Source organism: Symploca atlantica LB2515 (assembly GCF_052546295.1).
The window spans coordinates 5,648,164-5,671,569 of the sequence record NZ_JBQWMT010000001.1 but is presented as its reverse complement, the minus strand read 5'-3'; the positions used below and the strand labels follow the sequence as shown (position 1 = coordinate 5,671,569).

General features: G+C 45.0%; 18 protein-coding genes and 1 tRNA gene. 9 read left to right on the top strand and 10 right to left on the bottom strand.

The genetic code is table 11. From position 1 onward, the window contains the following. Positions 1 to 56 precede the first annotated feature (56 nt). On the bottom strand, positions 57 to 491 hold the full coding sequence (locus ACT7WV_RS23525) for an SRPBCC domain-containing protein (RefSeq protein ID WP_445105204.1): 435 nt from the start codon (positions 489 to 491) through the stop codon (positions 57 to 59). Positions 492 to 586: 95 nt separating this feature from the next. Between ACT7WV_RS23525 and ACT7WV_RS23520 the strand changes: the two genes are divergently transcribed. Next, positions 587 to 1,978, top strand: coding sequence for an NAD-dependent malic enzyme (locus tag ACT7WV_RS23520; RefSeq protein WP_445105203.1), 1,392 nt, complete (start codon positions 587 to 589; stop codon positions 1,976 to 1,978). A 129-nt stretch (positions 1,979 to 2,107) separates the two neighbouring features. On the opposite strand, the gene ACT7WV_RS23515 is transcribed toward ACT7WV_RS23520, so the two are convergent. The 4 genes from ACT7WV_RS23515 to ACT7WV_RS23500 form a co-directional block, all read right to left on the bottom strand. Next, positions 2,108 to 2,512 carry an FHA domain-containing protein gene (locus tag ACT7WV_RS23515; RefSeq protein ID WP_445105202.1) on the bottom strand — a complete coding sequence of 135 codons (405 nt, stop codon included), beginning with the start codon at positions 2,510 to 2,512 and terminating at the stop codon, positions 2,108 to 2,110. 437 nt (positions 2,513 to 2,949) lie between these two features. Continuing rightward, positions 2,950 to 3,807, bottom strand: a complete 858-nt coding sequence (locus tag ACT7WV_RS23510; protein WP_445105201.1) for an FHA domain-containing protein — start codon at positions 3,805 to 3,807, stop codon at positions 2,950 to 2,952. 322 nt (positions 3,808 to 4,129) lie between these two features. Beyond that, positions 4,130 to 4,203, bottom strand: a tRNA-Pro gene (locus ACT7WV_RS23505). A gap of 72 nt (positions 4,204 to 4,275) precedes the next feature. After that, on the bottom strand, positions 4,276 to 4,746 hold the full coding sequence (locus tag ACT7WV_RS23500; RefSeq protein ID WP_445105725.1) for a GNAT family N-acetyltransferase: 471 nt from the start codon (positions 4,744 to 4,746) through the stop codon (positions 4,276 to 4,278). A 778-nt stretch (positions 4,747 to 5,524) separates the two neighbouring features. Between ACT7WV_RS23500 and ACT7WV_RS23495 the strand changes: the two genes are divergently transcribed. Beyond that, the gene (locus ACT7WV_RS23495) at positions 5,525 to 6,250 is read left to right on the top strand and encodes a hypothetical protein (protein WP_445105724.1); all 726 of its coding nucleotides are present in this window, start codon (positions 5,525 to 5,527) and stop codon (positions 6,248 to 6,250) included. Between the two features lie 77 nt (positions 6,251 to 6,327). After that, positions 6,328 to 7,242: an alpha/beta fold hydrolase gene (locus ACT7WV_RS23490; protein WP_445105200.1), complete on the top strand. Its 915-nt coding sequence runs from the start codon at positions 6,328 to 6,330 to the stop codon at positions 7,240 to 7,242. A gap of 7 nt (positions 7,243 to 7,249) precedes the next feature. Here ACT7WV_RS23490 and pgmB read toward each other — a convergent pair whose 3' ends face one another. The 3 genes from pgmB to ACT7WV_RS23475 all read right to left on the bottom strand — a co-directional run bounded on the left by pgmB (position 7,250) and on the right by ACT7WV_RS23475 (position 15,195). Then, positions 7,250 to 10,135: a beta-phosphoglucomutase gene (pgmB, locus tag ACT7WV_RS23485; RefSeq protein WP_445105199.1), complete on the bottom strand. Its 2,886-nt coding sequence runs from the start codon at positions 10,133 to 10,135 to the stop codon at positions 7,250 to 7,252. A gap of 149 nt (positions 10,136 to 10,284) precedes the next feature. After that, positions 10,285 to 12,696 (bottom strand): sucrose synthase, encoded by a 2,412-nt coding sequence (locus tag ACT7WV_RS23480; protein WP_445105198.1) that lies wholly within the window; start codon positions 12,694 to 12,696, stop codon positions 10,285 to 10,287. Positions 12,697 to 12,864: 168 nt separating this feature from the next. Further along, complete coding sequence (locus tag ACT7WV_RS23475; protein ID WP_445105197.1) at positions 12,865 to 15,195, bottom strand: amylo-alpha-1,6-glucosidase; 2,331 nt, start codon at positions 15,193 to 15,195, stop codon at positions 12,865 to 12,867. A 734-nt stretch (positions 15,196 to 15,929) separates the two neighbouring features. On the opposite strand from ACT7WV_RS23475, the gene ACT7WV_RS23470 reads away from it, so the two are divergent. Together ACT7WV_RS23470 and ACT7WV_RS23465 are read left to right on the top strand one after the other, a co-directional pair. Then, positions 15,930 to 16,835: an RnfABCDGE type electron transport complex subunit D gene (locus ACT7WV_RS23470; RefSeq protein ID WP_445105196.1), complete on the top strand. Its 906-nt coding sequence runs from the start codon at positions 15,930 to 15,932 to the stop codon at positions 16,833 to 16,835. Positions 16,836 to 16,988: 153 nt separating this feature from the next. Beyond that, positions 16,989 to 18,293 carry a DUF2330 domain-containing protein gene (locus ACT7WV_RS23465; RefSeq protein ID WP_445105195.1) on the top strand — a complete coding sequence of 435 codons (1,305 nt, stop codon included), beginning with the start codon at positions 16,989 to 16,991 and terminating at the stop codon, positions 18,291 to 18,293. Positions 18,294 to 18,404: 111 nt separating this feature from the next. On the opposite strand, the gene ACT7WV_RS23460 is transcribed toward ACT7WV_RS23465, so the two are convergent. Both ACT7WV_RS23460 and cobU read right to left on the bottom strand, forming a co-directional pair. Beyond that, the gene (locus ACT7WV_RS23460) at positions 18,405 to 18,950 is read right to left on the bottom strand and encodes a hypothetical protein (protein ID WP_445105194.1); all 546 of its coding nucleotides are present in this window, start codon (positions 18,948 to 18,950) and stop codon (positions 18,405 to 18,407) included. Between the two features lie 172 nt (positions 18,951 to 19,122). Then, a complete protein-coding gene (cobU, locus tag ACT7WV_RS23455) occupies positions 19,123 to 19,692 on the bottom strand; it encodes a bifunctional adenosylcobinamide kinase/adenosylcobinamide-phosphate guanylyltransferase (RefSeq protein WP_445105193.1) in 570 nt (189 codons plus the stop codon). Positions 19,693 to 19,826: 134 nt separating this feature from the next. Here cobU and ACT7WV_RS23450 point away from each other — a divergent pair, with 134 nt between their 5' ends. The 4 genes from ACT7WV_RS23450 (at position 19,827) to hpsU (ending at position 23,404) form a co-directional block, all read left to right on the top strand. After that, a complete protein-coding gene (locus tag ACT7WV_RS23450) occupies positions 19,827 to 20,558 on the top strand; it encodes a hypothetical protein (RefSeq protein ID WP_445105192.1) in 732 nt (243 codons plus the stop codon). Between the two features lie 199 nt (positions 20,559 to 20,757). Then, positions 20,758 to 21,696, top strand: a complete 939-nt coding sequence (locus ACT7WV_RS23445; RefSeq protein ID WP_445105191.1) for a glycosyltransferase family 2 protein — start codon at positions 20,758 to 20,760, stop codon at positions 21,694 to 21,696. Between the two features lie 156 nt (positions 21,697 to 21,852). After that, positions 21,853 to 22,803: a glycosyltransferase family 2 protein gene (locus ACT7WV_RS23440; RefSeq protein ID WP_445105190.1), complete on the top strand. Its 951-nt coding sequence runs from the start codon at positions 21,853 to 21,855 to the stop codon at positions 22,801 to 22,803. A gap of 34 nt (positions 22,804 to 22,837) precedes the next feature. After that, positions 22,838 to 23,404 (top strand): hormogonium polysaccharide biosynthesis acetyltransferase HpsU, encoded by a 567-nt coding sequence (gene hpsU / locus ACT7WV_RS23435; RefSeq protein WP_445105189.1) that lies wholly within the window; start codon positions 22,838 to 22,840, stop codon positions 23,402 to 23,404. The last annotated feature ends 2 nt before the right edge of the window (positions 23,405 to 23,406 follow it).

The following is a 23,406-nucleotide window of genomic DNA, read 5'->3' as shown; positions in this document are numbered from 1 at the left end:
CATAGCGTCGCTAACTACTGCGTAGTCTCTTCTGTGAGCAGCTGGTATCTGATGATTCAAAAGTTCTCAACATAGTGTTTTAGTTCTCGTGCCATCCTTTGAGCTCCTCGGCGTTCGTCCTCCCGAATAAAAGGCAAAAATACGCGAGTGAGGATTCCTGAGTAATAGTTTTTGTGAAGGTATTTGGTGCGGCCAATACCAATCTCTTGTAGCTCAAACAAGTGTTCATTAAGAAAACCAGGGAAGGAAGAAACCCAACTGAGGCAGACTGATGGCTGCACTAATTTAACCAAAGGCTCAAACTCTGTTTCTTCGTCGTGGGGAAGCCTGCGTAGAGAAAGCAAGACTTCTCGCCCTTGCTGAAATGGTACTTTTGAGTCACAGTCGAAGAGGAAAGTATTCCAGTGTTTCCACTGGTCTTTCCGAAATAAAATCTCCCAAACCCTTTGCTTTGGAGCATTGATCTCAATTTCAGTGTAGAGACTAGTCATAAATGTGGCAGTTCAACTCTGAAGGTGTAATTGAGTACAATTGCTGGTTAACAAGCTCCTATAGGCTAGGGTTATTTTTAGCTTATTGAGACAGCATGGTACACCTGACACCCAACTCTAGCTTCAGTTTAACGATTCGCCTTCAAGTTCCCAACTTCTCAGGTACGCTTGCCTCCGTAATTCACGCGATCGCCCAAGTCGGTGGCAATTTGGGGGAAATTAAACTGGTTGAGCAAACTCGCAAGCTTTCTACTCGCGACATTACTGTTGATGCCGCCAGCACAGAACACGCCGAGGGAATTGTCGCAGCGGTTAAGGCACTCAAAGACGTCAAAATTATTAGTGTTTATGACCGCACTTTTAATTTACATCGTGGCGGCAAAATTAGTGTTGAGTGCAAACTGCCCCTAACAACTCAAGCAGATTTAGCGATGGCCTATACTCCGGGTGTGGGTCGCATCTGTAACGCGATCGCTGATGATCCACAAGAGGTCTATTCCCTTACCATTAAGGGTAATACGGTTGCTATTGTCACCGATGGTAGTGCTGTCTTGGGGTTGGGTAATTTGGGGGCACAGGCATCACTTCCAGTGATGGAAGGAAAAGCGATGCTCTTTAAGGCCTTTGCTGGCATTGATGCTTTTCCCATCTGTCTGACTAACCAAGATACAGAAAGCATTATTGAAACTGTCAAAAATATCGCTCCCGTTTTCGGTGGTGTTAACCTCGAAGATATCAGCGCCCCACGCTGCTTTGAAATTGAGGCAAGGCTAAGGCAAGAGTTAGATATTCCTGTCTTTCACGATGACCAACATGGTACGGCAATCGTCAGCCTTGCAGCTTTGATTAATGCCCTGAAACTAGTCAAGAAATCCCTAGAAGACGTGCGGATCGTGATTAACGGTGCAGGAGCTGCTGGAGTAGCAATTGCCAAGTTATTGCGCAAAGCGGGAGCTAGTGACATTTGGATGTGCGACTCTAAGGGAATTATCTCTCAAGACCGTGCCGATTTAACAGAGCAAAAGCGCCAATTTGCCGTTGCAGCGGCTGGTTCCCTTGCTAATGCCCTTGAGGGTGCCGATATCTTTTTGGGGGTTAGTGTTCCTGGTGTCGTTACACCGGAGATGGTACGCTCTATGGCAAAAGACCCAATTGTGATGGCAATGGCAAATCCGATACCGGAAATTCAGCCAGAATTAGTCGTGAATGATGTGGCGGTAATGGCAACAGGTCGTAGTGACTACCCAAATCAGATTAATAACGTCCTTGCCTTTCCCGGTGTCTTTCGCGGGGCTTTAGACTGTCGAGCATCGGCAATTACAATCAACATGTACCTGGAAGCTGCTAATGCGATCGCTTCCTTGGTGACTAGCACAGACTTGGACAAGGAACACATTATTCCTTCCGTTTTCGATGATCGAGTTGTCACGGTAGTTGCTAGTGCCGTGCAGCAGGCAGCGCGGCAAGATGGGGTAGCGCGTCTATAACAGCTAAGGGAGGAGTAGGAACTGACAGGTTGAAGTTTTTGACCTGTCGGGTAGAAGCTTTTAAGCACCAGGCTGTCTCAGCTCGGTGCTTAGCCTGTAATATCATTTTTGATTCAAGCTCAGCAAGGGTTATTCTTGGTAATTAACAAAAGTATCTTTTGACTGGTCTAGCAGTCCTTTTCGAGAAGCTGCTTGCCTTTCTAAAACAGACTTCAGCTTGGTATGAGGGGTTTCTTGTTCAATATGAATCTGAATTTTTGGGCCAGAACTTGCTAGACGGATGATCATTCCATCATTAGCGGGCACTTGGGTAAAACGCTTCCCTTTAAGGTAAGTGCCGTTAGCACCTAAGCTGAAGACTTCCCAGTCCGAACCATTGTGCCTCAGTTCTACATGGTGACGAGAAACTACAGCACTGTAGAGAATAACCTCGTTGTCTGCTGAGCGCCCAATCCGAATCACTGACTTATTTTTAAAAGGCCAACTTTGAACAGGTACAGGCTGGAAAGGATGCAGCAAAGTCAGAGTAATCACTGGTATTAAATCTTGCGAGTGACTTATCCTAATTCGGTCTGAGACTCTTATATAGTTCCCCCAGCAACTGGCGTGGGGGTCTCTTACCTACACCACCGAAACTGTTACCAGAGTCGGTAAAAGCTAATCCCAGCGAAAAAGGTGATATTTACCCCCTTAATCAATCGTATAGCTTGTGGGGAAAGTTTGGCGGACTCATGGGGAATGCCTATCCTAGAAAATCTGCTTTCTAACGACCCTCAAAAGCTTAAAAACCATTTGAGATTAACTCTTCGATACAAGCCTAACCCATTTGGATACTCTTGACTAAGCTCCTGAGCTGCTCAACTTGGTAGCATTGGGCTCTAGGGAGACGTTAGCTGGCTTTGTACCCAGGGTGATTTAAAAGTTTTATTAAAGGAAGGGGCATCTCAATCTTGCCCCCTCTTTAGGCAGAATTAAGCAACTTGGAATAAAAATGTTACCTGGTCACCTTTGCCTAAACTAATGCGATCGCCTGGTCGTAGTCTATGCCGATTCCCGCTAGGTAGGGGAGTGTGATTGATGTAGGTGCCATTAGAACTGCCAACATCTTCAATGTAGTAAATATCTCCCTCGACCCTAATATCTGCGTGAATACGGGAAACGATATCTGAGTCAGGAAAACCAGAAACGTCAACATCAGGCGGAATTTGATCATTGGGTTTACCGACATGAATCACTTGAAGATTCTGGGGCAACTCAATCAACGTGTTTGTTTGCAGGTGTAGTAGTTGAGCTGACTGTAGCTGCAATTGAGTTTTGGCGCTTCCGGAAGAAACTACCGCTGCCGAGGAAGGGCTAGTACTAGTGGCTGTAGCCGCTGGTACTGCTTCACTGCTAACAGCGGGGGGTGGTGGTGGAACTGTCTCTTGGCCAGGATGACTCTCGCTCTCGTTGGCAGCTTCTGAATTGGCTGATTGAGTCACAATGGTAGCAGGAAGCCCAGGGGCAGAGTCAGGAGCCGGTGGACTCGTAGGATTTTGTTCTGGCTCTGAAGTTTCAGAGCTAATAGACATGGGTTCAGGTTCAACAAGCGGATCGGGGTTCACCAAGTCCGGTATTTCGGGGAGTTGGTCCAGAGCCGACATACTCCCTTCTCCGAACGGAGCACTCATTTTCAAGTTAAAGCCGCACTGACCACAGAAGCTAGCATCCGTCTGAACAGTTGCACCACAGTTGGGGCAGTTAGTGGTTTCTGGTAAGGGGGTGTAGCAGGCTTCACATTGAGTGGCTCCGTCTGGATTTTGGTGATTGCAGTTAGGGCAGACAATCATAAAATATCCTCGCAGCCATTATCCTTTCTACTTCATGAAAGCACAGAGGAAGCTCAGAATAATAATCAACCCTAAGAAAGGTTACCGTTTATTTGTTAGTCCTTAGTTCCATTTGCTATTGATGGTTAACTACTACTAAGCTTTTGCCAGGAAAAGGTCACAAGTTAATTGCGCATCAGACTAGCAGTTTTATGCAGTAGTCCAACTGAAACCGCACAATTTGCTGCAGGTGGATAACAAGTTATACTCCCTATGCTATAAAATTTCCACTCCTTAGGGGTGGAATAAAGCTTGGGGGAACCGATGCAATTTCAGAGAGCAATCGGGATGACAGGATTTGAACCTGCGACATCCTGCTCCCAAAGCAGGCGCGCTACCAAGCTGCGCTACATCCCGTTTCTTACCTAGCCAGTATAACTTGATTTTTGCTCTTGTGCATTATGCCTCAAGATCCCGAAAAGACGAAAGTTAATCAGGATACCAGAACATGCCCTTAATTCCTTCTGGGTCGGCCATAAATCCCATTCTCCGGTAGAAGTTCACGACATGCGGGTCGGCAAAGAGTGTGATGTTACTAATATCTTCGCTGCGAAGCTTCTTAATAACATACTTCATCAAGGCTTTACCTAGCCCCTTGCTCTGGAATTCTGGGTGAACCACTACATCCCAAATGGTGGCGTTGAAAGCGTGATCTGAAGTTGCACGAGCAAAACCGATGAGGCGCCTGGTGGCACCTCGCTGTTGCCACATAGAAGCGACCAGAAAACTATGCTGAATCGCTTTTTTGACTTTACGCATGGGACGGCGAGACCAACCAACGGCGTCGCAGAGTTCCTCTAATTCATCCAGGTCAATTTCTCTCTCCGTGCTAAAAAATATTCGAGAGCTACCGTCGGTTCGATTATTCGTACCTTCGACTCCATCTCTTTCAAACTGCATCTGCGGCGAGGCAGCCTCAGAACCGCTAAAAAAGCTTTTCCAAAAACCCATGCCGTTGTGGCTATAGCATTTTTCTAGTTCCGTCCCCAACTCAGGCATAATTTCCTCTCCTTACGGATTGGAGCTTCTGCTCGATAGAGACCAGATTTAACAATAAAAGCTTACCCTAAACCCTGAAGGTACGACCTCAACAAATTGAAACTTATGTAAGCGTTAGGCATCTCTTAGATTAATCAACGCCCAATAACTCTGATAATTCCCTTAAGAGCGGCACATCCTTAGGATCTCTGATAGTTTTTGTAGCACAGAGCTTCGCCCAAATTTTTTGAGCGTGAATTAGATGATAGCACAACTAGAGGACAGCGTTTTCCAACAACTTTCTTGGTGTTCCCTAGTGATGGGAAGATCTGGCATTTTAGCGATTGCTTTTCTCTGTAATCTCTCCGGTCTCCATAACTCATTGGCTAACGGGAAAAAACTCCTTTGATGAGCAGGAGAGCCTAGCTTGAAAGCAGGGAGATCATACTAGTTAATCTACAGCAAACCCACTTGTGGTAGATTAGTCACTTAACTTAACTTATAGAAGAGAAGTCCTTGCTCCCTTCAAAAAGAAGGTATCATGGGCGGCCGTCACGTAGACTAAGGCTATGAAGCCGAATTTGTGAGAGATTAACCAGATACAGCAAGTTTTGTCCTAGAAATGTAACTGGCGATGAACTCCCAAACAGCTTTTTACCAAAGCGAACGCGTCTTAACTCTACCGATGTCTAGCTGCTTTATGGCTGCGGGTCTAAAATCTTCTCAAATGGAACACCTGAAGCGCTTTAATCGAGCGTTTCCTGCGTTTTATGAGCAGTTTGTGAGTAGCGAGATTCAACTGCAAAACCTCAAACTTGCTTACCAGCTCTACAAAACCAAAAGTGTAGTGATTGAGCTAAAACCGGAAAGCTCTAAGAGTGTACTGCATTTCGCTTACCGCAATCAATCCTTTCTCCTCAGTGACATTTTTGGTGTAATGACGGCCTATGGACTGACTATCCATAACCTCAGTCTCTACGGCCAAATACGCCTACCCATGCTGGTATTTATCAAACTAGTTGTCTCTCGTGGTAGTCAAGCTTTAACAGATACAACAGCAGAAAACGTCTGTCGTGCTCTGCGGGAGGCGTTAGCAGGGCGTTTTGAGGTAGAGGAAATGTTGGCAGTGGAATTTAATCTCAATGCTGGCTTGGAGCAAGTAGAAACGGAATTCTACGTGGATCCGGTTTTCCACCTACCAGCACTGTTGATTGAGGCAGATAACCAACCTGGCTTGTTTTATAAAGTTATGTATGCCATCTGGCAAGAGGATTTATTAGTGGTTAATGCCAACTTGCTAGTGTGGCGCGGACGAACCAGGCTCATTTTGTATTTGTTGGGGCCCAACGAAAGCTTAATTCCTGAATATTTGGGTCAAAAAATTGCCGAAAGCGTACGACAGCGCCTCTTAGGTCGGCGTTTTTAGGTTAAAGATGACTTTCTGGTGCGCCTGTCCCTGCCTTTTTATAATTTCTCGCTGCCATTCTCAGGTAGGATAAAATTATGCCCACTATTGATATTCTGGGAGCTAAACACGCCTACGAACTAACGCCTCCCACTGCATCAACCTCTCCTGTTCTGGTTTTTATTCATGGTTGGCTTCTCAGTCGTAGTTATTGGCAGCCTCTAATTGACAAGTTGGCACCGGATTATCAGTGCCTCAGTTATGACCTGCGGGGTTTTGGAGGCTCACAGTCCCAGACTTCTAGCACTTCAAGAAGAACACCAAAACATGCCTCTATTTTGGTTGAGTCTGATGCTGAGAGCTTATCTAGCAACTGCTACACCTTGAGTACCTATGCCAAAGAATTAGGGGTCTTGCTGCGAGAGCTGGGAATAAACCGCGCTTGGCTTATTGGTCACTCTCTAGGCGGTAGTATCGCGCTTTGGGGAGCTTTTTTGTTACCTGAGCAGGTGTCAGGTGTCATTGGTCTCAATGCTGGTGGTGGTATTTATCTCAAAGAAGAATTTGAGCGCTTCCGCACTGCTGGTCAACAACTAGTAAAACTACGTCCCCGCTGGTTGTGCCACCTCCCTTTGATTGATTTAATCTTCACGAGAGCTCAGGTAAGGCAACCCCTAGCGCGTCAGTGGGGACGCCAAAGGGTGATTGATTTTGTTACCGCTGATTCTGAAGCTGCCTTGAGAACCTTATTAGATTCCACCACCGAAGCCGAAGTTCACCGTTTGCCCCAAGTGGTATCACAGCTAGAGCAGCCTGTTTACTTTTTAGCGGGGGCCAACGATATGGTGATGGAACCTAAGTATGTACGCCATCTTGCCAGTTTTCACCCTTTGTCCCAAGGTTGTAGCCAGAACGTGATTGAAATTCCTGAGTGCGGACATATGGCAATGGTGGAGCAGCCAGATGTTGTCAATACTCAAATTCGTCAGATTCTCGCTAATTACCCTGACTAGAGAACTCCTATCGTGTGGCAGTAGAGTCCAATTTCGCTCGTAAGTCTGCCCAACTGATTCCTTCTAGGCTCGGCAGAACAACATGAGCCGCGCCAACTCGCTCAGTAGGGCCAAGACCAACTGTCCACATATTGGCTGCTAAGGCTGCTTTAACACCGGAGGTGGCATCTTCTATGACCATACACTGGGCAGAGTTGAGTCCTAGCTGGTCAGCTGCGTAGAGAAAAAGGTCGGGTGCTGGTTTAGAAAACTCCACGCTATAACCGTCGGCAATAACATCTACTCGGTCGGCGATACCCAGTTGTTTAATAACGGTTTTCGCGTTTTTACTGGCTGAACCAATAGCCACCTTGATGCCGAATAACCGGAGCTCGTCTAACAGTGCTAAGGCCCCAGGTAGCAAATTTTCTGGACTGATTTGTTGAATGCATTCCCTGTAGTAACGATTTTTGCGCTCCATCATCTCCTGGATTTTCTCTTCAGAGAATTCCCGAAAACCGACAATTCGCATTAGTGAATCTCGACGCGAGAGTCCTCGCAGCGCTTCATTGGCTTGCCGACTGAAGACCATACCTTCCTCATCTGCCAGCTTTTGCCAAGAGCGGTAGTGGAATTCTGCCGTATCCGTCAAGACACCATCTAGGTCGAAAATCACTCCTTGGATCTCCGGAGGAGTCGAGCCTGTGCCTTCAAGGGAACGTAAATCAAACTCGTGCCAATTACCGCACCAGTGGAGCTTAAACTGCAAGCGAGTCCAGCCTGGAGGTAAATGGGGATTTGCCACAGGTCCGCTTTCCCCAAATTGGATGCCGCCAAAGCCGAAAACTACTGTTTGCCAAAGACCACCAGCAGAAGCACCATGGATACCATAAATCGCGTTGCCTCGGACATCTTCTAGATCTACCATGGCTGCTTGCAGAAAACGCTGATAAGCTTCTGTCGATTTACCTAAATCTGATGCCAAGATAGCGTGAATGGCTGGCCCCAAAGAAGAGCCGTAAGTAATGTCAGTGCGTGGTACGTAGTAGTCCCAGTTGGTCTTGAGTATTTCTTGGTTGTAAGGAAATTCTTGGGATTCTCGCATCAGGTAGAGGAGCATCAAGACGTCCGGCTGCTTGAGTACCTGCCGTTTACTGGCTCCGTCGATGCCCAAGATAACCTGCATCGAGCGATCCCGTGGCTCGTAATCATCTAAGTTAATATCTTCTAGATGGAAAAAACCCTCATACTGTTCGATTAACCCGGTTGACTGGTCGTAGGGAATCCATAAATTATTAGCAATATCACGCCAGCGAGATTGTCGTTCTGTACTTAGTTCCAGTTTTTCTGTTAGTTGAGCAGCTTGTGCGGGAAACTTATTACTGAGCCAGTCGTAGACGAAGAGTGCTTTCTCCAGATGCCATTGCACAATCCGGTTGGTAAAGGCATTGTTGTTGACATGATGCTCGTGGTATTCGTCGGCTCCAATTACCTCGCGAATTTCATAACGTTCATGCTTGGTATTCAACTCGACACGGCTACCCCAAAAAATGGCAGTATCGAGGATAATTTCGGCACCGTAGTCGCGCATCCAGTCGTCATCGGCAGTAGCTTGCCAATAGTGCCAGATACCGTAGGCAATATCAGCACTGATGTGGATTTCGCGATCGCGACACCAAATCCTGATGTCTTCAGCGTAGGGGTTATTCGGCACCGCCCAACGGGGAGTCACCTCATCTCCGGTATCCGCGCTTTCCCAGGCAAACATTGCTCCTTTGTACCCATAATGTTGGGCTTTGCGCCTTGCTCCATCTAGGGTGTGGTAGCGGTAGGTAAGTAAATTGCGTGCTAAGGCTGGCTGGGTGAAGGTAAAGAAAGGCAGGATGAAAATTTCTGTATCCCAAAATACATGACCGAAATAGCCAAATCCAGATAAGGTTTTCGCTGGGATACTAACTTTGCCATTATGGCGTGGGGCAGCAATGAGCAACTGGAAGAGATTGTAGCGGACAGCTAACTGGGCCGCAGTATCGCCCTCAATCACGATGTCGCTCTTGTGCCACACTTGATCCCACACCTGCTCGTGAGCAGTGAGCAGAGCCTTATAATCAGGTAATTGGGCTAACTTATCTTGAGCTTGCTGGACTGGAGCTGCCACCTCTTGTGAGGTGAAAACTGTTAACACTTTCTCTAGTGTTACTGTTTCTCCTGCTGAAGCTGTAAATGTTGTTTCTAGGGTGGGGTAACCAGGAACACTGGTTACTTGTAAAGATGCCTCAGTTCCCAATAACCTTAATCGGGAAGCTACTCCTAGTTCAATGCGAGAATTTCGTGTGCGTACGTGCAACCAGATACCTTGATCAATTTCACCTTGATCCAGCCATTCCCAGTGGTTAAAACCCTGATTTTCGGGATAGCCATTGATGCTGGCCTGAACTTTAATCGTTCCCTCAAAATCGACGGGTGTTAACTGACAGCGTAGCCCCAGAACATGTTCATCTGCTAGGCTAGCAAAGCGCTCAAAACGGAGATCTAGTGTGTGACCCCTCTGGCTACGCCAACGCACCTCGCGGCTCAGCACACCACGACGCAGGTCAAGTTGACGCTCATAGTCGAGAATTTCGCCCTGCTCAAGCTGGAAACGCTCTCCATCGATGATCAGTACCAAAGGTAGCCAGTCAGGGCAATTGGCGAGTTCCGTGTACATAACCGGAACGTCATCATAAACTCCATGAATCAATGTGGCAGGCAAGGCGCGAGCATAACTTTCCTCAAAGCTGCCTCTCGTACTTAGGTAACCGTTGCCTATAGTAAAGACGGTTTCTTTATGGTGCAGTTGGTCAGGATCAAACTGGGTTTCAATTAGAGTCCAGTCTGTGTAGATGTAGTGCTGGGAATTAACTGTTGCATCCATTAGAGCTTAATTTGTTAGGGGGAGACTGGGGTTTTAGTAATCTTCAAAAGAGCTGACTTGGACTTTAGAAAACTAAATTCCAACCAAAAATGGGAGCAGTTAAAAACGAAATCTTATATTTTCTAGTAACCTGTTCAACACAAAAATCTCTACCGTTGTCTGTGCTGTTCTAGAAGTTTTTCGGCTCTTGGTTTATACATTAAATAAAACAACGCTTCTAAGTAACGCAGCATTGCTTCGCGGTTGTCTTGAGAAGCATAGTTCCAAAAGCTATAAATTTTAGTGAGCAATAGCAATCGATTTGTATGTAATTGCCAGTTGTATTTTTCGCGGACTCGCTTGATAGCCTGTTCAGAAATTTTCTGCCAGTACTGAGGATTAATTTCGCACTGGCGGATAAATTCCAAAATTTTTGTTGCCGTCTCTTCTAAGTTTGTTGGATTAATATGAAATCCATTTTCTCCATGTTGAATAATTTCTAGGGAGCCGCCAAATTGAGTGGCGAAGGTAGGCAAGCCAGAGAGCATGGCTTCTAAAATTGTGACACCGAAGGCTTCAAAGCGGGCGGGGTGGACGAAGATTCCCTGGCAATCAGCAATCACTCGGTAAGCTTCACCGAGATCACGACTGGTGAGACGCATCCCTAACCAGCGCATTTTATGCTCAAGATGATACTGGTTAACCAGTTCGTGGAGCCTTTCGATTTCCCCTTTTTCTTCTAAGTTTGTTGCTTCAGACGAATGCAGTTTTCCGGTTACTAAGATTAAGTGGCAACGTTCTTGTAGTTCCTGACTTTGACCAAAGCATTCGACTAAACCAGTAAAGTTCTTGACAGATTTGAGGGGAGCAAGGGCGAAAATTGGTCGCTTGTCGAGGTTTTCTAGGTGACCTAAAATCTGGCGATCTTCTCTCGTAAACAGGAGTTCGTAGACTCGTTGCTGATCATCTGGAACTCTGTCTTCTGTCTGAGAATAGGGGAAGAAGCTTTTCTCGTTAACCCCAGGCGGTACCACATTAAATTTGGGACTAAACAGCTCAATCCCATTGACCACATGATAAAGCTGGGGCATTGTGAAACACTTATAGGACTCGTATTGACCCGTAGTGTCGGGCGTTCCCATAATTTCGTGGTAAGAGGAGGTGATAATAAAATCGGCGGCGTTCATGCTGATTAAGTCAGCACTGAATTGCAATGAGAAATGGTATTGCTCCTCTAAGTCTTGCCAATAGAGGTCACTAAATAGGTATTTGGACTTTTCTAGGGAGTGAGCAATATTGCAATGGGTTACTTTGAGACGACGAGCCAAAAGGGAAGCAACTAAGTTACCGTCGCTGTAGTTGCCGATAATTAAATCGGGACGTCCCCCAAATTTTGCTAGTAGTTCTCTTTCTGCATCCAGAGCAAAAGTTTCTAGATAAGGCCAAATCTCAAATTTAGAAATCCAGTTTTGAGTTACTTTGGGATTAAATTCCGCGAAAGGAACGCGCAAGATCCAAGTATTTTCTGTGCCTTGAACTTTTTCGATCCTTTGATTACACAGGGTTCCTTCGCAGTTAGGAATCAGACGAGTCAGAATAATTACTTGGGGTTGGATACCCAATAGGTCTAGACCCGCTAGTTTAATATCTTCGTGGAGTTTTTTGTCTAAACTGTAAGCTTGATCGAGGACATAGGCAACTTGTCCTGCTGTCTCAGCTCTTCCTAGAACACCTTCTTGGCCTACCCAACCGTGTACAGAGACGAGAACGACGTGAAAAGTTAAAGGAATACGAGAGATAAAGGCTTCATTGACAGCGTGGTCTGGGGTATCAATTAGTCTATCTAGTAATTCTAGGGTTTCGCGCACCCTGGAGGCGGTATTGCCCCAACCTGGTTCAAATCCTAGTTCTTGGAGTTGAAAGCGAAATTTTTCGTAGGGTTCGTTGGCTGGTAAATTACCGACTACTCTTAAGGCTTGCTTAACTTGTTGAGATAGCTGGGTTGCTGAGTGGATGCGGTCGTTTACTAGTAGGGGGATGCTGTTATGTTTGTGTTCGTGTAAAAATTTAAACAGCGCCTCTAGCCAATGCTGGGGGTCGGCAAATAGTTTGCTCGACAGGTAACGGTTGAGGAACTCTAGACCCTTGCCGATATTTCTGGGGTCACGGATTGTCGGAGAAGGCTCATAGAAGGGACCAAGATCTATTTCTAAGATTTGGGGTTGGTAGCGGTTAACTAAGCGATCGCGTAAATCTAGTAACGCTTGTGGTGTCATGGGTTCGACACTTGTCAAGTCTGCTGCCAGTTTGCATACTTCTTGACTAGCAATTCTGGGTCTAAACAAAAACCACACACTTTCTTCTTCCAGAAGAATTTCGTGGGTGTAGTGAATTAGCTCCCCAATAGTGGAAGAGTGATAAAAGTAGGCTGGCTTTTGAAATTTATGGCAGTAATCTTCAAAAGCTTGCAAAATCTCATTTTGTAAGAAATACTGTCTGCCAGAGGAGTATAACTCGCTGATTAATTGACGCAGAGCGGTCTTTTCATCGCTATCTAAGACTGCTTGAACCAGTTCATACATGATGCATCCCTAACCCCTACCAACTTTCTTTTAGATCCTCCTGGTTATTAGCGCTTTACGCTACCTCCCCAGGAGGAACTTTAGTCTGGTCAGCTATTTGGTTTCTCGCTTTGGGGGTCTACTTACAGTTTGAGCCGCCGGCGAACCCCTTACCGCGAATATTTAGTATCAGGCTTCAATCACAACCCTTAGGTTCCCTCTTTTTCTGGCAACTCGGCAGGCGGTAGTGCCGTTAGAGCGTTCAAATTCCAAATCCAGTAGAGTTGAACCCACTCTCAGATTGTTCAATGATAAGTGCTGAATTGACTCTGGTAAAGTTGGTTCAATAATTCGTAAACAGTTGCCCGGTGCATCTGGTACTAGGTTAACCATCATGCCTAATAACTGAAAGATGCTGCCTGTTGCCCAAGCCTGGGGTGAACAAGCGACAGGATACCTTACAGGATTATCTTCGCTGAGGCGTTCGTAGCCACAGAAAAGTTCTGGAGGACGCATACCAGGCTGTTTGAGGGTCATATCAAACATTCCTTGAGCCACTTCCAGAGCCTGGTCAATTAAGCCGAGCGATCGCAGTCCCTGAGCAATTAAAGCATTATCATGAGGCCAGACAGAACCGATGTGATAACCCATGGGATTATAAGCCGGAGAAAGACTACTGAGGGTACGAATCCCCCAGCCGTTGGACATGTCTGGTGCTCTGAGTCGCTCTGCTACAGAATAAGCTTTTTCTGAGGTGAGAATTCCGATACTTAGACAATGACCTGGATTAGAGGTAATACTGTCTACCCGGTTACCTTCTCCGTCTAAAGCTAAAGCACAGTAACCTTGGTCTTCCACCCAGAAATCGCGATTGAAACGCATTTTAAGGTCTTGTGCCTCTTCTTGCCAGCGTTCTACTAAATCTAGCCGCTTTTTAATCTTGGCAATCTCAGCCAAGCGTGTTTTAGCGGCGTAAACATAGGCTTGCACTTCGCACAAAGCAATTGGTCCTGTGGCCATTTCGCCTTGACGATTAACAATACAATCGCCGGAGTCTTTCCAACCTTGGTTGAACAAACCTCGCTTCGAGTGCAACATGTAGCTTAAGTAACCCGTTTCCTTACAGCTACTGTCAATCCAATCCATAGCAGCCAGGGCATTAGGCCAAAGAAGCTCTAGGGTTTCCCTGTCATTAGTCCAAGCATAGTATTCGGCATAGAGCATTAACCACAGGGGAGTAGCATCTACTGTACCGTAATAAGGAGTGTGGGGAATTTCGTTACAACGAGCCATCTCACCCAGGCGCAGTTCGTGCAGTATTTTGCCCGGTTGTTCATCCCGCCACTCATCTTCTTTGGTGCCCTGGTAATGAGCCAAAGTGGTAAGGGTTGCTTGAGCAATGCTCGGATCGAGAATCAAAATCTGAGAGGCGGCAATAATGGAATCACGCCCAAACAGCGTGGAAAACCAGGGCACTCCAGCAGAGATTGCTTGGTTGTTACCAAAGGTTTGTCTGAGGGTGTAAATATCTTGCTCAGCCCGCTCAATCATCTGATTGTATATTGCCTTGTCGGCACTGATGCGGGTAACTTTTTGTGTCCAGTCTTGCTGCTCTAAGAGTTTTCCTCCCTTAGCTTGCATCAAGCTTGTCGGCCCACTAACTACTGATGTTACTCGGTTATTAGTATACATCTGTAATCGATAGCCGAGCTTTGTCGTCTCGTGGGAATTAATTTCTAGCTGCCAAACAGCAGTACTTCCTTGGAGATAGTCTGGTTTTTGGTGAAAAAATTCAATACGAGACTCCATTACAGACTCGTCCAAACCTCGGTAAGCCAGTATTAGTTCTTTAACCATTGAGGATGAGTTTTTGTTACTAGGTAAAGCTTCTGGTATGCTTTCTAGTTCATACTGCTCATCTGGTGATACCTGGTTTTCTGTAATCTGACCATTCTCAAGAGAAGTATCATTTTGCAACTTCTCTTCTGGCATCATCTGTAAAAGTTGCCCGCGTCTTTCTCGTTCGTATCCTCGAACTTCAAACAGGTCTACAAAATCAGCACCAAAACTCAGACTAAGTTCAAATTTAACTGGGCTAGTACTGTAATTAGAAATTTCTATTTCTTCAAACAGACCACCATTAAAAACCAATTCTCTACGAACACCAAGGGTATCAGGCTGTAAAACATTTTTGAGGCGGGGGTTGGTACACAGAACAGATAATAATAATCCTTTCTCAACCGAGCTACTGAGTAGTACAGGAGCTCTTTGTTCAATTTGCAATTCTAGCCGACTGAGAAATCGGGTATCACAGCAAAACAATCCCATGCTGGCGTTAATATCGTCTTCCAAAGAGCCAGAAATGTTACCCAAAGTGTCAGCGACTAAAAACATGTCGTTGTCTTTAAGTGTGAGAGTTGGTTGAGGTTCTTCGCTAATTACACAAGGCCAGGTAGGAGTAGAATAATCTTCGGCAGGAACAAATTTTCTTCCGTTTATTTCGATAATATTTGGTGTCATATTTTTGGTGTTTAGTGTTTAGTGCTAGGTAAAAAAAGATTTCGGACTTTAGGAATTACTAAGAATAGTCAGCCAACAATAATGACCATAACCAGCCACTATAGTCATCTGGACTTGACCTCTTGCTCAATAAGAACAGCGCTGAACTAGGCTTTTGTAGTTGTTCTGCCGCCTCTGTAATTACTTAAGCGCGACTGTAAGCTTAGGTTAGGTCAGTACCATTCTACTGAAGGACTGATTCCCCTTTTCTGTTTGCTGTATTTCGCAGCTAAGAGTTCAGATAAGATACCGTTCTTCGGTTATATTAGATAGCTTTGTACCAAAGTAGCTTACTAGCTGTATGTTCTTCCAGCTAGAGGCTGCGATAGCGTTAAACTACCCAGTACGCTACTGATTTAATAGTTCCGGTCAGGATAGCTACTGCCAGTGGTTAATGGCTTGAGTCTAGTTTTCAGGGTGTGGTGAATACCCATTATTCTTAACTTACTATCTTCTCCGCAAAAAATTCCTATTGGGAATAAACCATATCTTATCTTTTGAGGCGTTTATTTTTAGGTAATCCTATACTAGCTTATCAGGTTTATCACTAGGCTTCGGTGTGCGCTAAACCGGCGAGAGGGATTGTTAGTACTGGGGGCAACGCTTTTTAAGTATGCTTGGTAAACTAACTCCCAAATCCCCTATTAGCTAAATTGGAAGCACCAGATCTCAATAAACCTCGCTGAGTGTGGGTGATGCTGCTAAAAGACCCCCGAGACTATCAAATTGTGTTCCTGTTGCTGTTTCTCGTCTTGGGTATTGCCACAAGAGACTGGACAATACGACTAGACTTAATTGTAGTTGTATTTCTCACCTGTCTCCTGACTCAGTGGATAGCAGTATCTTACTGGTCGAAATGGCGGGAAAGATTAACTAACCCTTTGAGACGAGGGGAAAATTGCCCCTCCCCACAGTACGACAGCTTAGTCAGCAATCGGAAAACCTCTTCGCTCAAAAGTGCAATAATTACAGCTTTAGGCTTAAGTCTTTTGTTGCGGGCAGATGATTACACCACAATGATCATCGCAGGCTCTCTGGCAATTTTCAGTAAATTTATTTTTCAAGCTCAGGGCAAGCACTTTTTTAATCCTGCTAATTTTGGCATAATTTCGGCTCTCCTACTAACAAATGATGCTTGGGTTTCCCCTGGACAGTGGGGGGATGGAGGCTGGTATGCCCTATTATTTGCAGGTACTGGTGGAACGGTATTAAAACGAGTAGGTCGCTGGGACACAACCGCTGCTTTTTTAGCTGCATATGCCTTTTTGGAAGCAATGCGCAATCTTTGGCTGGGTTGGACATGGGATGTCTTGTGCCATCGGTTAATGAGTGGTTCCTTGTTATTATTTGCCCTATTTATGCTTACAGACCCTAGGTCAATTCCCGATGCTAAGATGGGGCGCTTAATTTGGGCAGGGTGTATTGCTATAGTTACTTTTGTCTTACGTAATCAATTTTTTATTTCCACAGCCTTTTTTTGGGCTTTATTCGTACTTAGTCCTTTAACTATACTTTTGAATTTTATTTGGTCATTCCCTAGTTTTTCCTGGAGTGAAGCATCTAACCAAGTTTCTGGTGATTCTGTAGAGAAGGCATCTTGAGAAGTTTCTAATTAATCTAGCAGTAGCCAAGGATTTATGAGAAAAAGTAACCACAGATGGACACAGATAAAATATCCAGTCTTCACAATTCATTTAGGATTGCTATAGTTAGCAATTTGATATTTCAGTTTTATTTAATTTGAGGAAGTGGTCATGAAGGTAGTTCGTATACTAATAACTTTTTTATTAAGTCTGGCAGTTATTATTTGCTTTAGTCCCACAGCTTGGGCATTTTGTGGTTTTTATGTAGCCAAAGCTGATACCAAGCTTTATAACAAGGCTTCACAAGTGGTGATCGCTCGTGATGGCGATCGCACTGTTTTAACTATGGCGAATGATTACCAAGGAGATGTTAAAGAATTTGCCTTGATTGTACCTGTTCCTGTAGTACTTCAGCAAGAACAGGTAAATGTAGGTAATCCGGAGGTTATCGAACGGTTAGATGCTTTTAGTGCACCTCGTCTGGTGGAATATTTTGACTCGGATCCTTGTGCGCCTAACTACGAAGCTAGAGTATCAAACATGGAAGGGGGTCAAACGAGGGGACCTTCCCAAGTAGAAATAAATGCTTTAGGAGTAACCGTAGAGGAACGTTTCACGGTAGGAGAATACGATATTCTCATTCTTAGTGCTCAAGAATCTCAGGGTTTGGCAACTTGGCTGAAGCAAAACGGTTACCAGATTCCTCAAGGAGCTAGTCAGCTACTCCAGCCTTACATTAGGCAAAATATGAAATTCTTTGTTGCCAAGGTTAATCTAGCAGAATTTGAAAAAACTGGCTATCAGTCACTGCGACCCCTTCAGATGGCTTACGAATCCCCTAGATTTATGTTGCCGATTCGTCTAGGTATGGTTAATGCTACGACTGACCAAGAATTGCTGATCTATTTATTATCGCCTCAAGGTCAGGCTGAACTAACTAACTACCGCACGGTGAAGATTCCCTCTGACGCTGAAATACCAGTTTTTGTCAAAAACGAGTTTAGTGATTTTTACAAGGCGATGTTCCAAACGGCTTATGAAGGCGAAGGGAAAAAGGTGGCTTTCCTTGAATATGCTTGGGACATGGCTAGTTGTGACCCCTGTTCTGCTGAACCCTTGGATCCAGAAGAACTGCGACAAGCAGGAGTTTTTTGGCTAACTCCCAACCTAGGTAATAATGTGTTTATCACCCGTCTTCACGTCCGCTATACTCGCGACAAGTTTCCGGAAGATTTAATTTTTCAGGAGACTTCAAACCGCCAATTATTTCAGGGAAGATATGTCTTGCGTCATCCCTATACTGGAGAAATACAATGTCCTGCGGGAAGAGAATATCAACGCTATTTGCAGGAACGCCAAGAAAAGGAGGTTCGTACTTTAGCTAATCTGACTGGCTGGGATATCCAGGATATTAAAAAGAAAGCGAATATCAGTCAGTATCAACCTACTAATTGGTGGCAAAATCTTTGGCGCTAGACGTTTAGTAGACGGTGGCAACTATAGCAGTCTTAAATGAGATGGGAACACCTCTGCCTTGTCGCCCTTATTGGAAAATCAAATAGGACTGCTATAGCTTAAGAGGAAGTATCAAAGACTGCCAGCTTTTCGCCAGTACTCACCAATGTTATTCTGACTCTGCTGAGTTTTTTCAATCTCTGCTGACTCCGGTAAATCTTGAAACACACCCCTGGCTTCATTCTCTTCTAAATCTCGCAGCCTATCAGCTTGCTGTAAGCGATCGCGAAGTCCACCCAGATGCCGTTGACTACTCACAGGTTCTCGCGGCAATGGTAAATCTTGATTAGGCCAATTGGATAAATCGCTACAAGCGCAATCCCCACTGGAACTGCCGAGATTAATCAAGGTTACAGGCATATCACAGCGAACACAAGGTTCTATATCCCACCTGGGCGTCAACAGCTCGGCGATAGTTTGTGAGGTGCCCTCCAAGTAGCAATCACCACTTTCGGGTGAGAGAGCTTCTTGCCAAAGACTCTCAAACTCCTGGCTGTAAACCTCACCGGCAATAATTGACGTTGGTAGTCTGGCTAAACTCCCATTGCGAGTGACCAGTTTCTTACCTAACTGAAACCAGCAGGCTAGATAGCGTTTGACTTGTTGTTCAGATGCCATGGTAACTCTCAAATGGAGACTTCTGGACTTGGTTACTATATAACTTAACCCAATGTCCCGCTGATTTATAGTGACACTGTCGCAATATTTTTGCGTATATCTCAGGAAATACTCATCCTGAAGGTCAAGCAGTTTTTAATCTACCTTGACTACTTATTGATATTAATAGAGTTTAATCGGGTAATGGCGAACCCAAGGAACTAAGGTTAAGCACGTGACCTCCAGTAACTAAGTATACTGGTTGAGCTATTCTACCCAGTTGACGCACTAATTGTCCCAAGCGGTCACGGAACACTCTACCCGTAGGATAAGCTGGAACAACACCCCAGCCTGTTTCTTCTGCTACAAGTATTATTGTCCCATCTGTCGTTGATAGTAGACTATGCTTTAGCTCTTGTAAAGTTTCCTCCCATCCCGGCGAATCCTGCTCTAGCAAATTTGCTACCCAGGTTCCCAGAGAATCAACGAGCAAACAACAACTGCTCTGAGAATATTCTCGAAGCGTTGCTGTTAAATTGACAGGCACCGCGATGGTTTCCCAGGTTGAGGGGCGTCGTTGCTGATGTTTTTCAATTCGAGAGAGCCATTCAAGATCATCTGGGTCAGCTTTGGCTGTTGCCACGTAAACCACCTTTCTCCCAGTCCGCATTGCCAGAATTTCTGCCCACTCACTTTTGCCAGACCGCGACGGTCCTGTTACCAAGATCAGTTGATTTTTCTGTTGTTTAGTAGTTGTGGTCACAAGAAAATTTTAGAGAAGTTTTACTAGTCTTGGGTTTTAGAATACATAATTATTTCGTACTCAATTTCTATTGACCAGCAAAGAGTAGACCAGTATAGGGAACAGTTTAGTCAGCCAATAGATTAGTTATAGCCATGGTTTCTCACAAAATGCGACAAATTGAAATCGCGCTAAATCAGTTAGACCACAACAGTTCTGCGGAGAACCCTGATACATCTGCTGCGGCGGCAGAGCAAAACGATATGTTTGCCGAGTTTGCTCAACATCCTGCTAGCGTCGGTGGCAGTAGTCCCTCTTTTTCGATGGCTGTACAGCCCTTTTCTGCCGACCAGCACCATGGCAAAACACCAACGCTGCCCAAATTTAAATCTCCCCGCATTAGTGAGCATCGCCACGGAGTTAACCCTGCCCTGGCAATGAACCTCCTTAAAGAAATCGAAACCATTGTGGGTCGGTGGCAACAGGAACTGCAAACTATCCTGCAGCAAATTCAAGACATTTACCAAGAAGGACCAATTATTGATGGTTGGCTAGACTCTCATGACCGTCAACCCCACGATGGTCAGGCAACAGTACGTCATACCACCACTGACCGACTCAGAGACTACGAAGAAGTATTTAGGCAATCAGACGCCAAGGTAAGTTATCAATCTCCCCGTACTGGCTACCGCCTTTGTGGACTGGATGGGAATGGTCAGCATTGGTCAAGACCTTGCCCAGCAGAGGAGGTTCCTAGTGTTAGTTTAGCGATCGCGCGTTATCAGAAGCTACGGCAACTGCTCAGCCGCAAACAAGACCTAGAAACTCGCTTGGGTTCACTAGCAGAAACCCTGGTCGTGATGCATGCTCATCTAAACAAGGACTGAGTGCAGCGTAGCCCAAATAACTATCCAGTTGACAAAGGCTAAAAAACTCACCGTACAAGCTTTCTTTCCTTAGAGCCTCTTGCCTCCTGCCTACTTGCACTGAGTTAACAAATTGACACAAGTCGGTCTTAATTTGGTAGCAACTCCTTTAGCAGGTTACAACCTTAGAAAGACATATTCTTATCTCAAGAGCCGACCGATGTCAGACCCTTATATTTCTGCCATCATTTGTACCTACAATCGCGAGCAGTATTTGGGTAGTGCGATTGATAGTTTGCTGAAGCAGGATTTTTCTTTTTATGAAGTAATTGTGGTAGACAATGGCTCAAGCGATCGCACTCGTGAGATTGTTGAACAAAGGCTGGATCAGTCGCGACTTCGGTATGTTTATGAACCAGTCAACGGTCTATCTGTAGCTCGCAATACTGGTGCCTCAATAGCTCGTGCTGAGATTCTGGCTTATCTTGATGATGACGCTATTGCTAGCCCTGTTTGGCTCAAAACAATTTATGATGCCTATCAAAACAACGAACAACTGGCGGTAGCTGGTGGTAAAGTTACTCTTTTATGGCCAGAGGGCATCAAACCTCCGAGTTGGTTGTCATCTAACTTAGCCCAAAATTTGGGAGCTTATGACTTAGGTGATACTCTGGTTTATGTTGAAAATCCTGGTTGGACTCCACGAGGATTAAATTACTCGCTCAAACGAGCTTTCCTGGAGAAAGTTGGTGGTTTCAATACCAATTTAGGTCGTGTCGGCAAAAATCTCTTATCTAACGAAGAATTGCAGATGACAGAACTAGCTCTCCAGCAAGGGTGGCAGGTTGCTTATTTACCAGATGCCTTGGTAGTTCACCAGGTTGCTCCCGAACGACTGGAACGTAGTTGGTTTTTCCGTCGCAGTTGGTGGCAGGGAATTAGTGAGTGTTACCGCGAACAACTCTCTGGTGATGCTGGTTCTGTTCAGTTATTACGGGGAAGTGAGCGAATCCTGCGCGGTATCTACAAATCATTGAAACATTTCCGTAACCCAGCATTACGTTTTGATAACCTGGTTTATGCCTACGGTCAAATTGGTTATCTAGGTGCAGCACTTCAAGGAATGCTGAAAACCTCGAAGTCTCGTCTAGACTCTTAGTCAGCAAGTAAAAGTGCCCGGAGAGCATCAATTTTTTTGTTTAAAAAATTATTAAATCTATAGCTTTAAGTGTTGATTTTGACTTTTGATTAATTGTTGCTCTGACGGATTAGCTAAAAAATTAGGGTGCTAAAGCCAACCTGCAGCTTCTTAACCATGAACCCCAGCAACTTGAAAGTCCCCGTATCAATTTTGATTCCGGCAAAGAACGAAGAGGTCAATCTTCCGGCTTGCCTAGAGAGTGTTAGCATTGCCGATGAAGTTTTTTTGGTCGATTCTCAAAGTGGCGACCGCTCGATTGAAATTGCCGAAAGTTACGGTGCACAGGTAGTGCAATTTTACTTCAAGGGTGGCTGGCCGAAAAAGAAAAATTGGGCTTTAGAAAATTTGCCTTTCCGCAATCAATGGGTGTTAATTGTTGATTGTGACGAGCGTATCACCCCACAACTTTGGGATGAAATTGCTGATGCTATTAAACATCCCCATTATGATGGTTACTACCTCAACCGTCGAGTCTATTTTTTAGGTAAGTGGATCCGTCACGGTGGAAAGTATCCTGATTGGAACCTGCGTCTATTTAAGCACCAACAAGGTCGCTATGAAAACCTCAAAACAGAAGAAATTCCCAATACAGGTGATAACGAAGTTCATGAACATGTAATCTTTAATGGTTCCGTGGGTTACCTGAAAAATGACATGGAACATATAGATTTTAAAGACATCTACCACTGGCTAGAACGGCATAATCGTTACTCTAATTGGGAAGCAAAACTCTATTTTAATCTCCTCACTGGTACAGAAGAAGCAAATACAATTTGTGCTAATCTTTGGGGTAGCTCCGTAGAGCGCAAGCGTTTTTTTAGAAAAGTCTGGGTATGGCTACCTTGTAAACCAACACTAAGATTTGTTGTTTTTTACTTTTTTTTACTCGGCTTTCTTGATGGAAAACCAGGGTATATTTATTGGCGTCTGATGAGTCAATATGAGTATCAAATCGGCGTTAAACTCTACGAATTACAACAGTTTGGTGGTGTACTGAATATCAATAAAGCCTCTAAACCACAGCAATCAGAGACAGTTATTTCTCCTGAGTCACTGACAAGATAAAATTAGCACTAATGCTAACTTAGCTGAACTCGCCATGGAAGACGCAGCGCCTTTAGTGGATCTATCCCGGTATGATCAATCTTGGCATGACCGGGGTCGTCCTGGCTGGTTTATTTTACTCTGGTGGTTGGTACAAGCGATCGCTTTTCCCTTGAGTCTGCACACCTTTAATAGTTTCCGATGTTGGTTGCTCAGGCTGTTTGGTGCAAAAATTGGTATTGGTACAGTGATCCGACCAACAGCTCGCTTTACCTATCCTTGGAAAGTGACGATTGGAGAGTACAGTTGGATCGGGGATAATGTAGTTTTCTACAGTCTCGAACCGATTGATATTGGACAACACTGCGTAATTTCTCAAAAGTGTTACCTTTGCACTGGTAGCCATGACCTTAAAGACCCAGCTTTTGGTTTGATTGTCTCCGGAATCACTGTCGGTAATGGTGTTTGGATTGCCACTGATTGTTTTGTGGCTCCAGGAGTCCGAATCGGAGCTAATACCGTAGTTGGAGCGCGCAGCAGCGTTTTCAACGAGCTTCCAGCACAGCAGGTTTGCTGGGGTACGCCAGCACAGCCACGCTATCAGAGACAGATGCGTGAGTAATG

Excerpts from the sequence above, each read along its gene's own strand:
- ACT7WV_RS23475 (WP_445105197.1), bottom strand. The coding sequence starts at position 15,195 with ATGACACCAAATATTATCGAAATAAACGGAAGAAAATTTGTTCCTGCC.
- ACT7WV_RS23480 (WP_445105198.1), bottom strand. The coding sequence starts at position 12,696 with ATGTATGAACTGGTTCAAGCAGTCTTAGATAGCGATGAAAAGACCGCT.
- ACT7WV_RS23440 (WP_445105190.1), top strand. The coding sequence starts at position 21,853 with ATGAACCCCAGCAACTTGAAAGTCCCCGTATCAATTTTGATTCCGGCA.
- pgmB (WP_445105199.1), bottom strand. The coding sequence starts at position 10,135 with ATGGATGCAACAGTTAATTCCCAGCACTACATCTACACAGACTGGACT.
- ACT7WV_RS23450 (WP_445105192.1), top strand. The coding sequence starts at position 19,827 with ATGGTTTCTCACAAAATGCGACAAATTGAAATCGCGCTAAATCAGTTA.
- ACT7WV_RS23525 (WP_445105204.1), bottom strand. The coding sequence starts at position 491 with ATGACTAGTCTCTACACTGAAATTGAGATCAATGCTCCAAAGCAAAGG.
- hpsU (WP_445105189.1), top strand. The coding sequence starts at position 22,838 with ATGGAAGACGCAGCGCCTTTAGTGGATCTATCCCGGTATGATCAATCT.
- ACT7WV_RS23510 (WP_445105201.1), bottom strand. The coding sequence starts at position 3,807 with ATGATTGTCTGCCCTAACTGCAATCACCAAAATCCAGACGGAGCCACT.
- ACT7WV_RS23465 (WP_445105195.1), top strand. The coding sequence starts at position 16,989 with ATGAAGGTAGTTCGTATACTAATAACTTTTTTATTAAGTCTGGCAGTT.
- ACT7WV_RS23460 (WP_445105194.1), bottom strand. The coding sequence starts at position 18,950 with ATGGCATCTGAACAACAAGTCAAACGCTATCTAGCCTGCTGGTTTCAG.
- ACT7WV_RS23500 (WP_445105725.1), bottom strand. The coding sequence starts at position 4,746 with ATGCAGTTTGAAAGAGATGGAGTCGAAGGTACGAATAATCGAACCGAC.
- ACT7WV_RS23470 (WP_445105196.1), top strand. The coding sequence starts at position 15,930 with ATGCTGCTAAAAGACCCCCGAGACTATCAAATTGTGTTCCTGTTGCTG.
- ACT7WV_RS23495 (WP_445105724.1), top strand. The coding sequence starts at position 5,525 with ATGGCTGCGGGTCTAAAATCTTCTCAAATGGAACACCTGAAGCGCTTT.
- ACT7WV_RS23445 (WP_445105191.1), top strand. The coding sequence starts at position 20,758 with ATGTCAGACCCTTATATTTCTGCCATCATTTGTACCTACAATCGCGAG.
- ACT7WV_RS23490 (WP_445105200.1), top strand. The coding sequence starts at position 6,328 with ATGCCCACTATTGATATTCTGGGAGCTAAACACGCCTACGAACTAACG.
- ACT7WV_RS23520 (WP_445105203.1), top strand. The coding sequence starts at position 587 with ATGGTACACCTGACACCCAACTCTAGCTTCAGTTTAACGATTCGCCTT.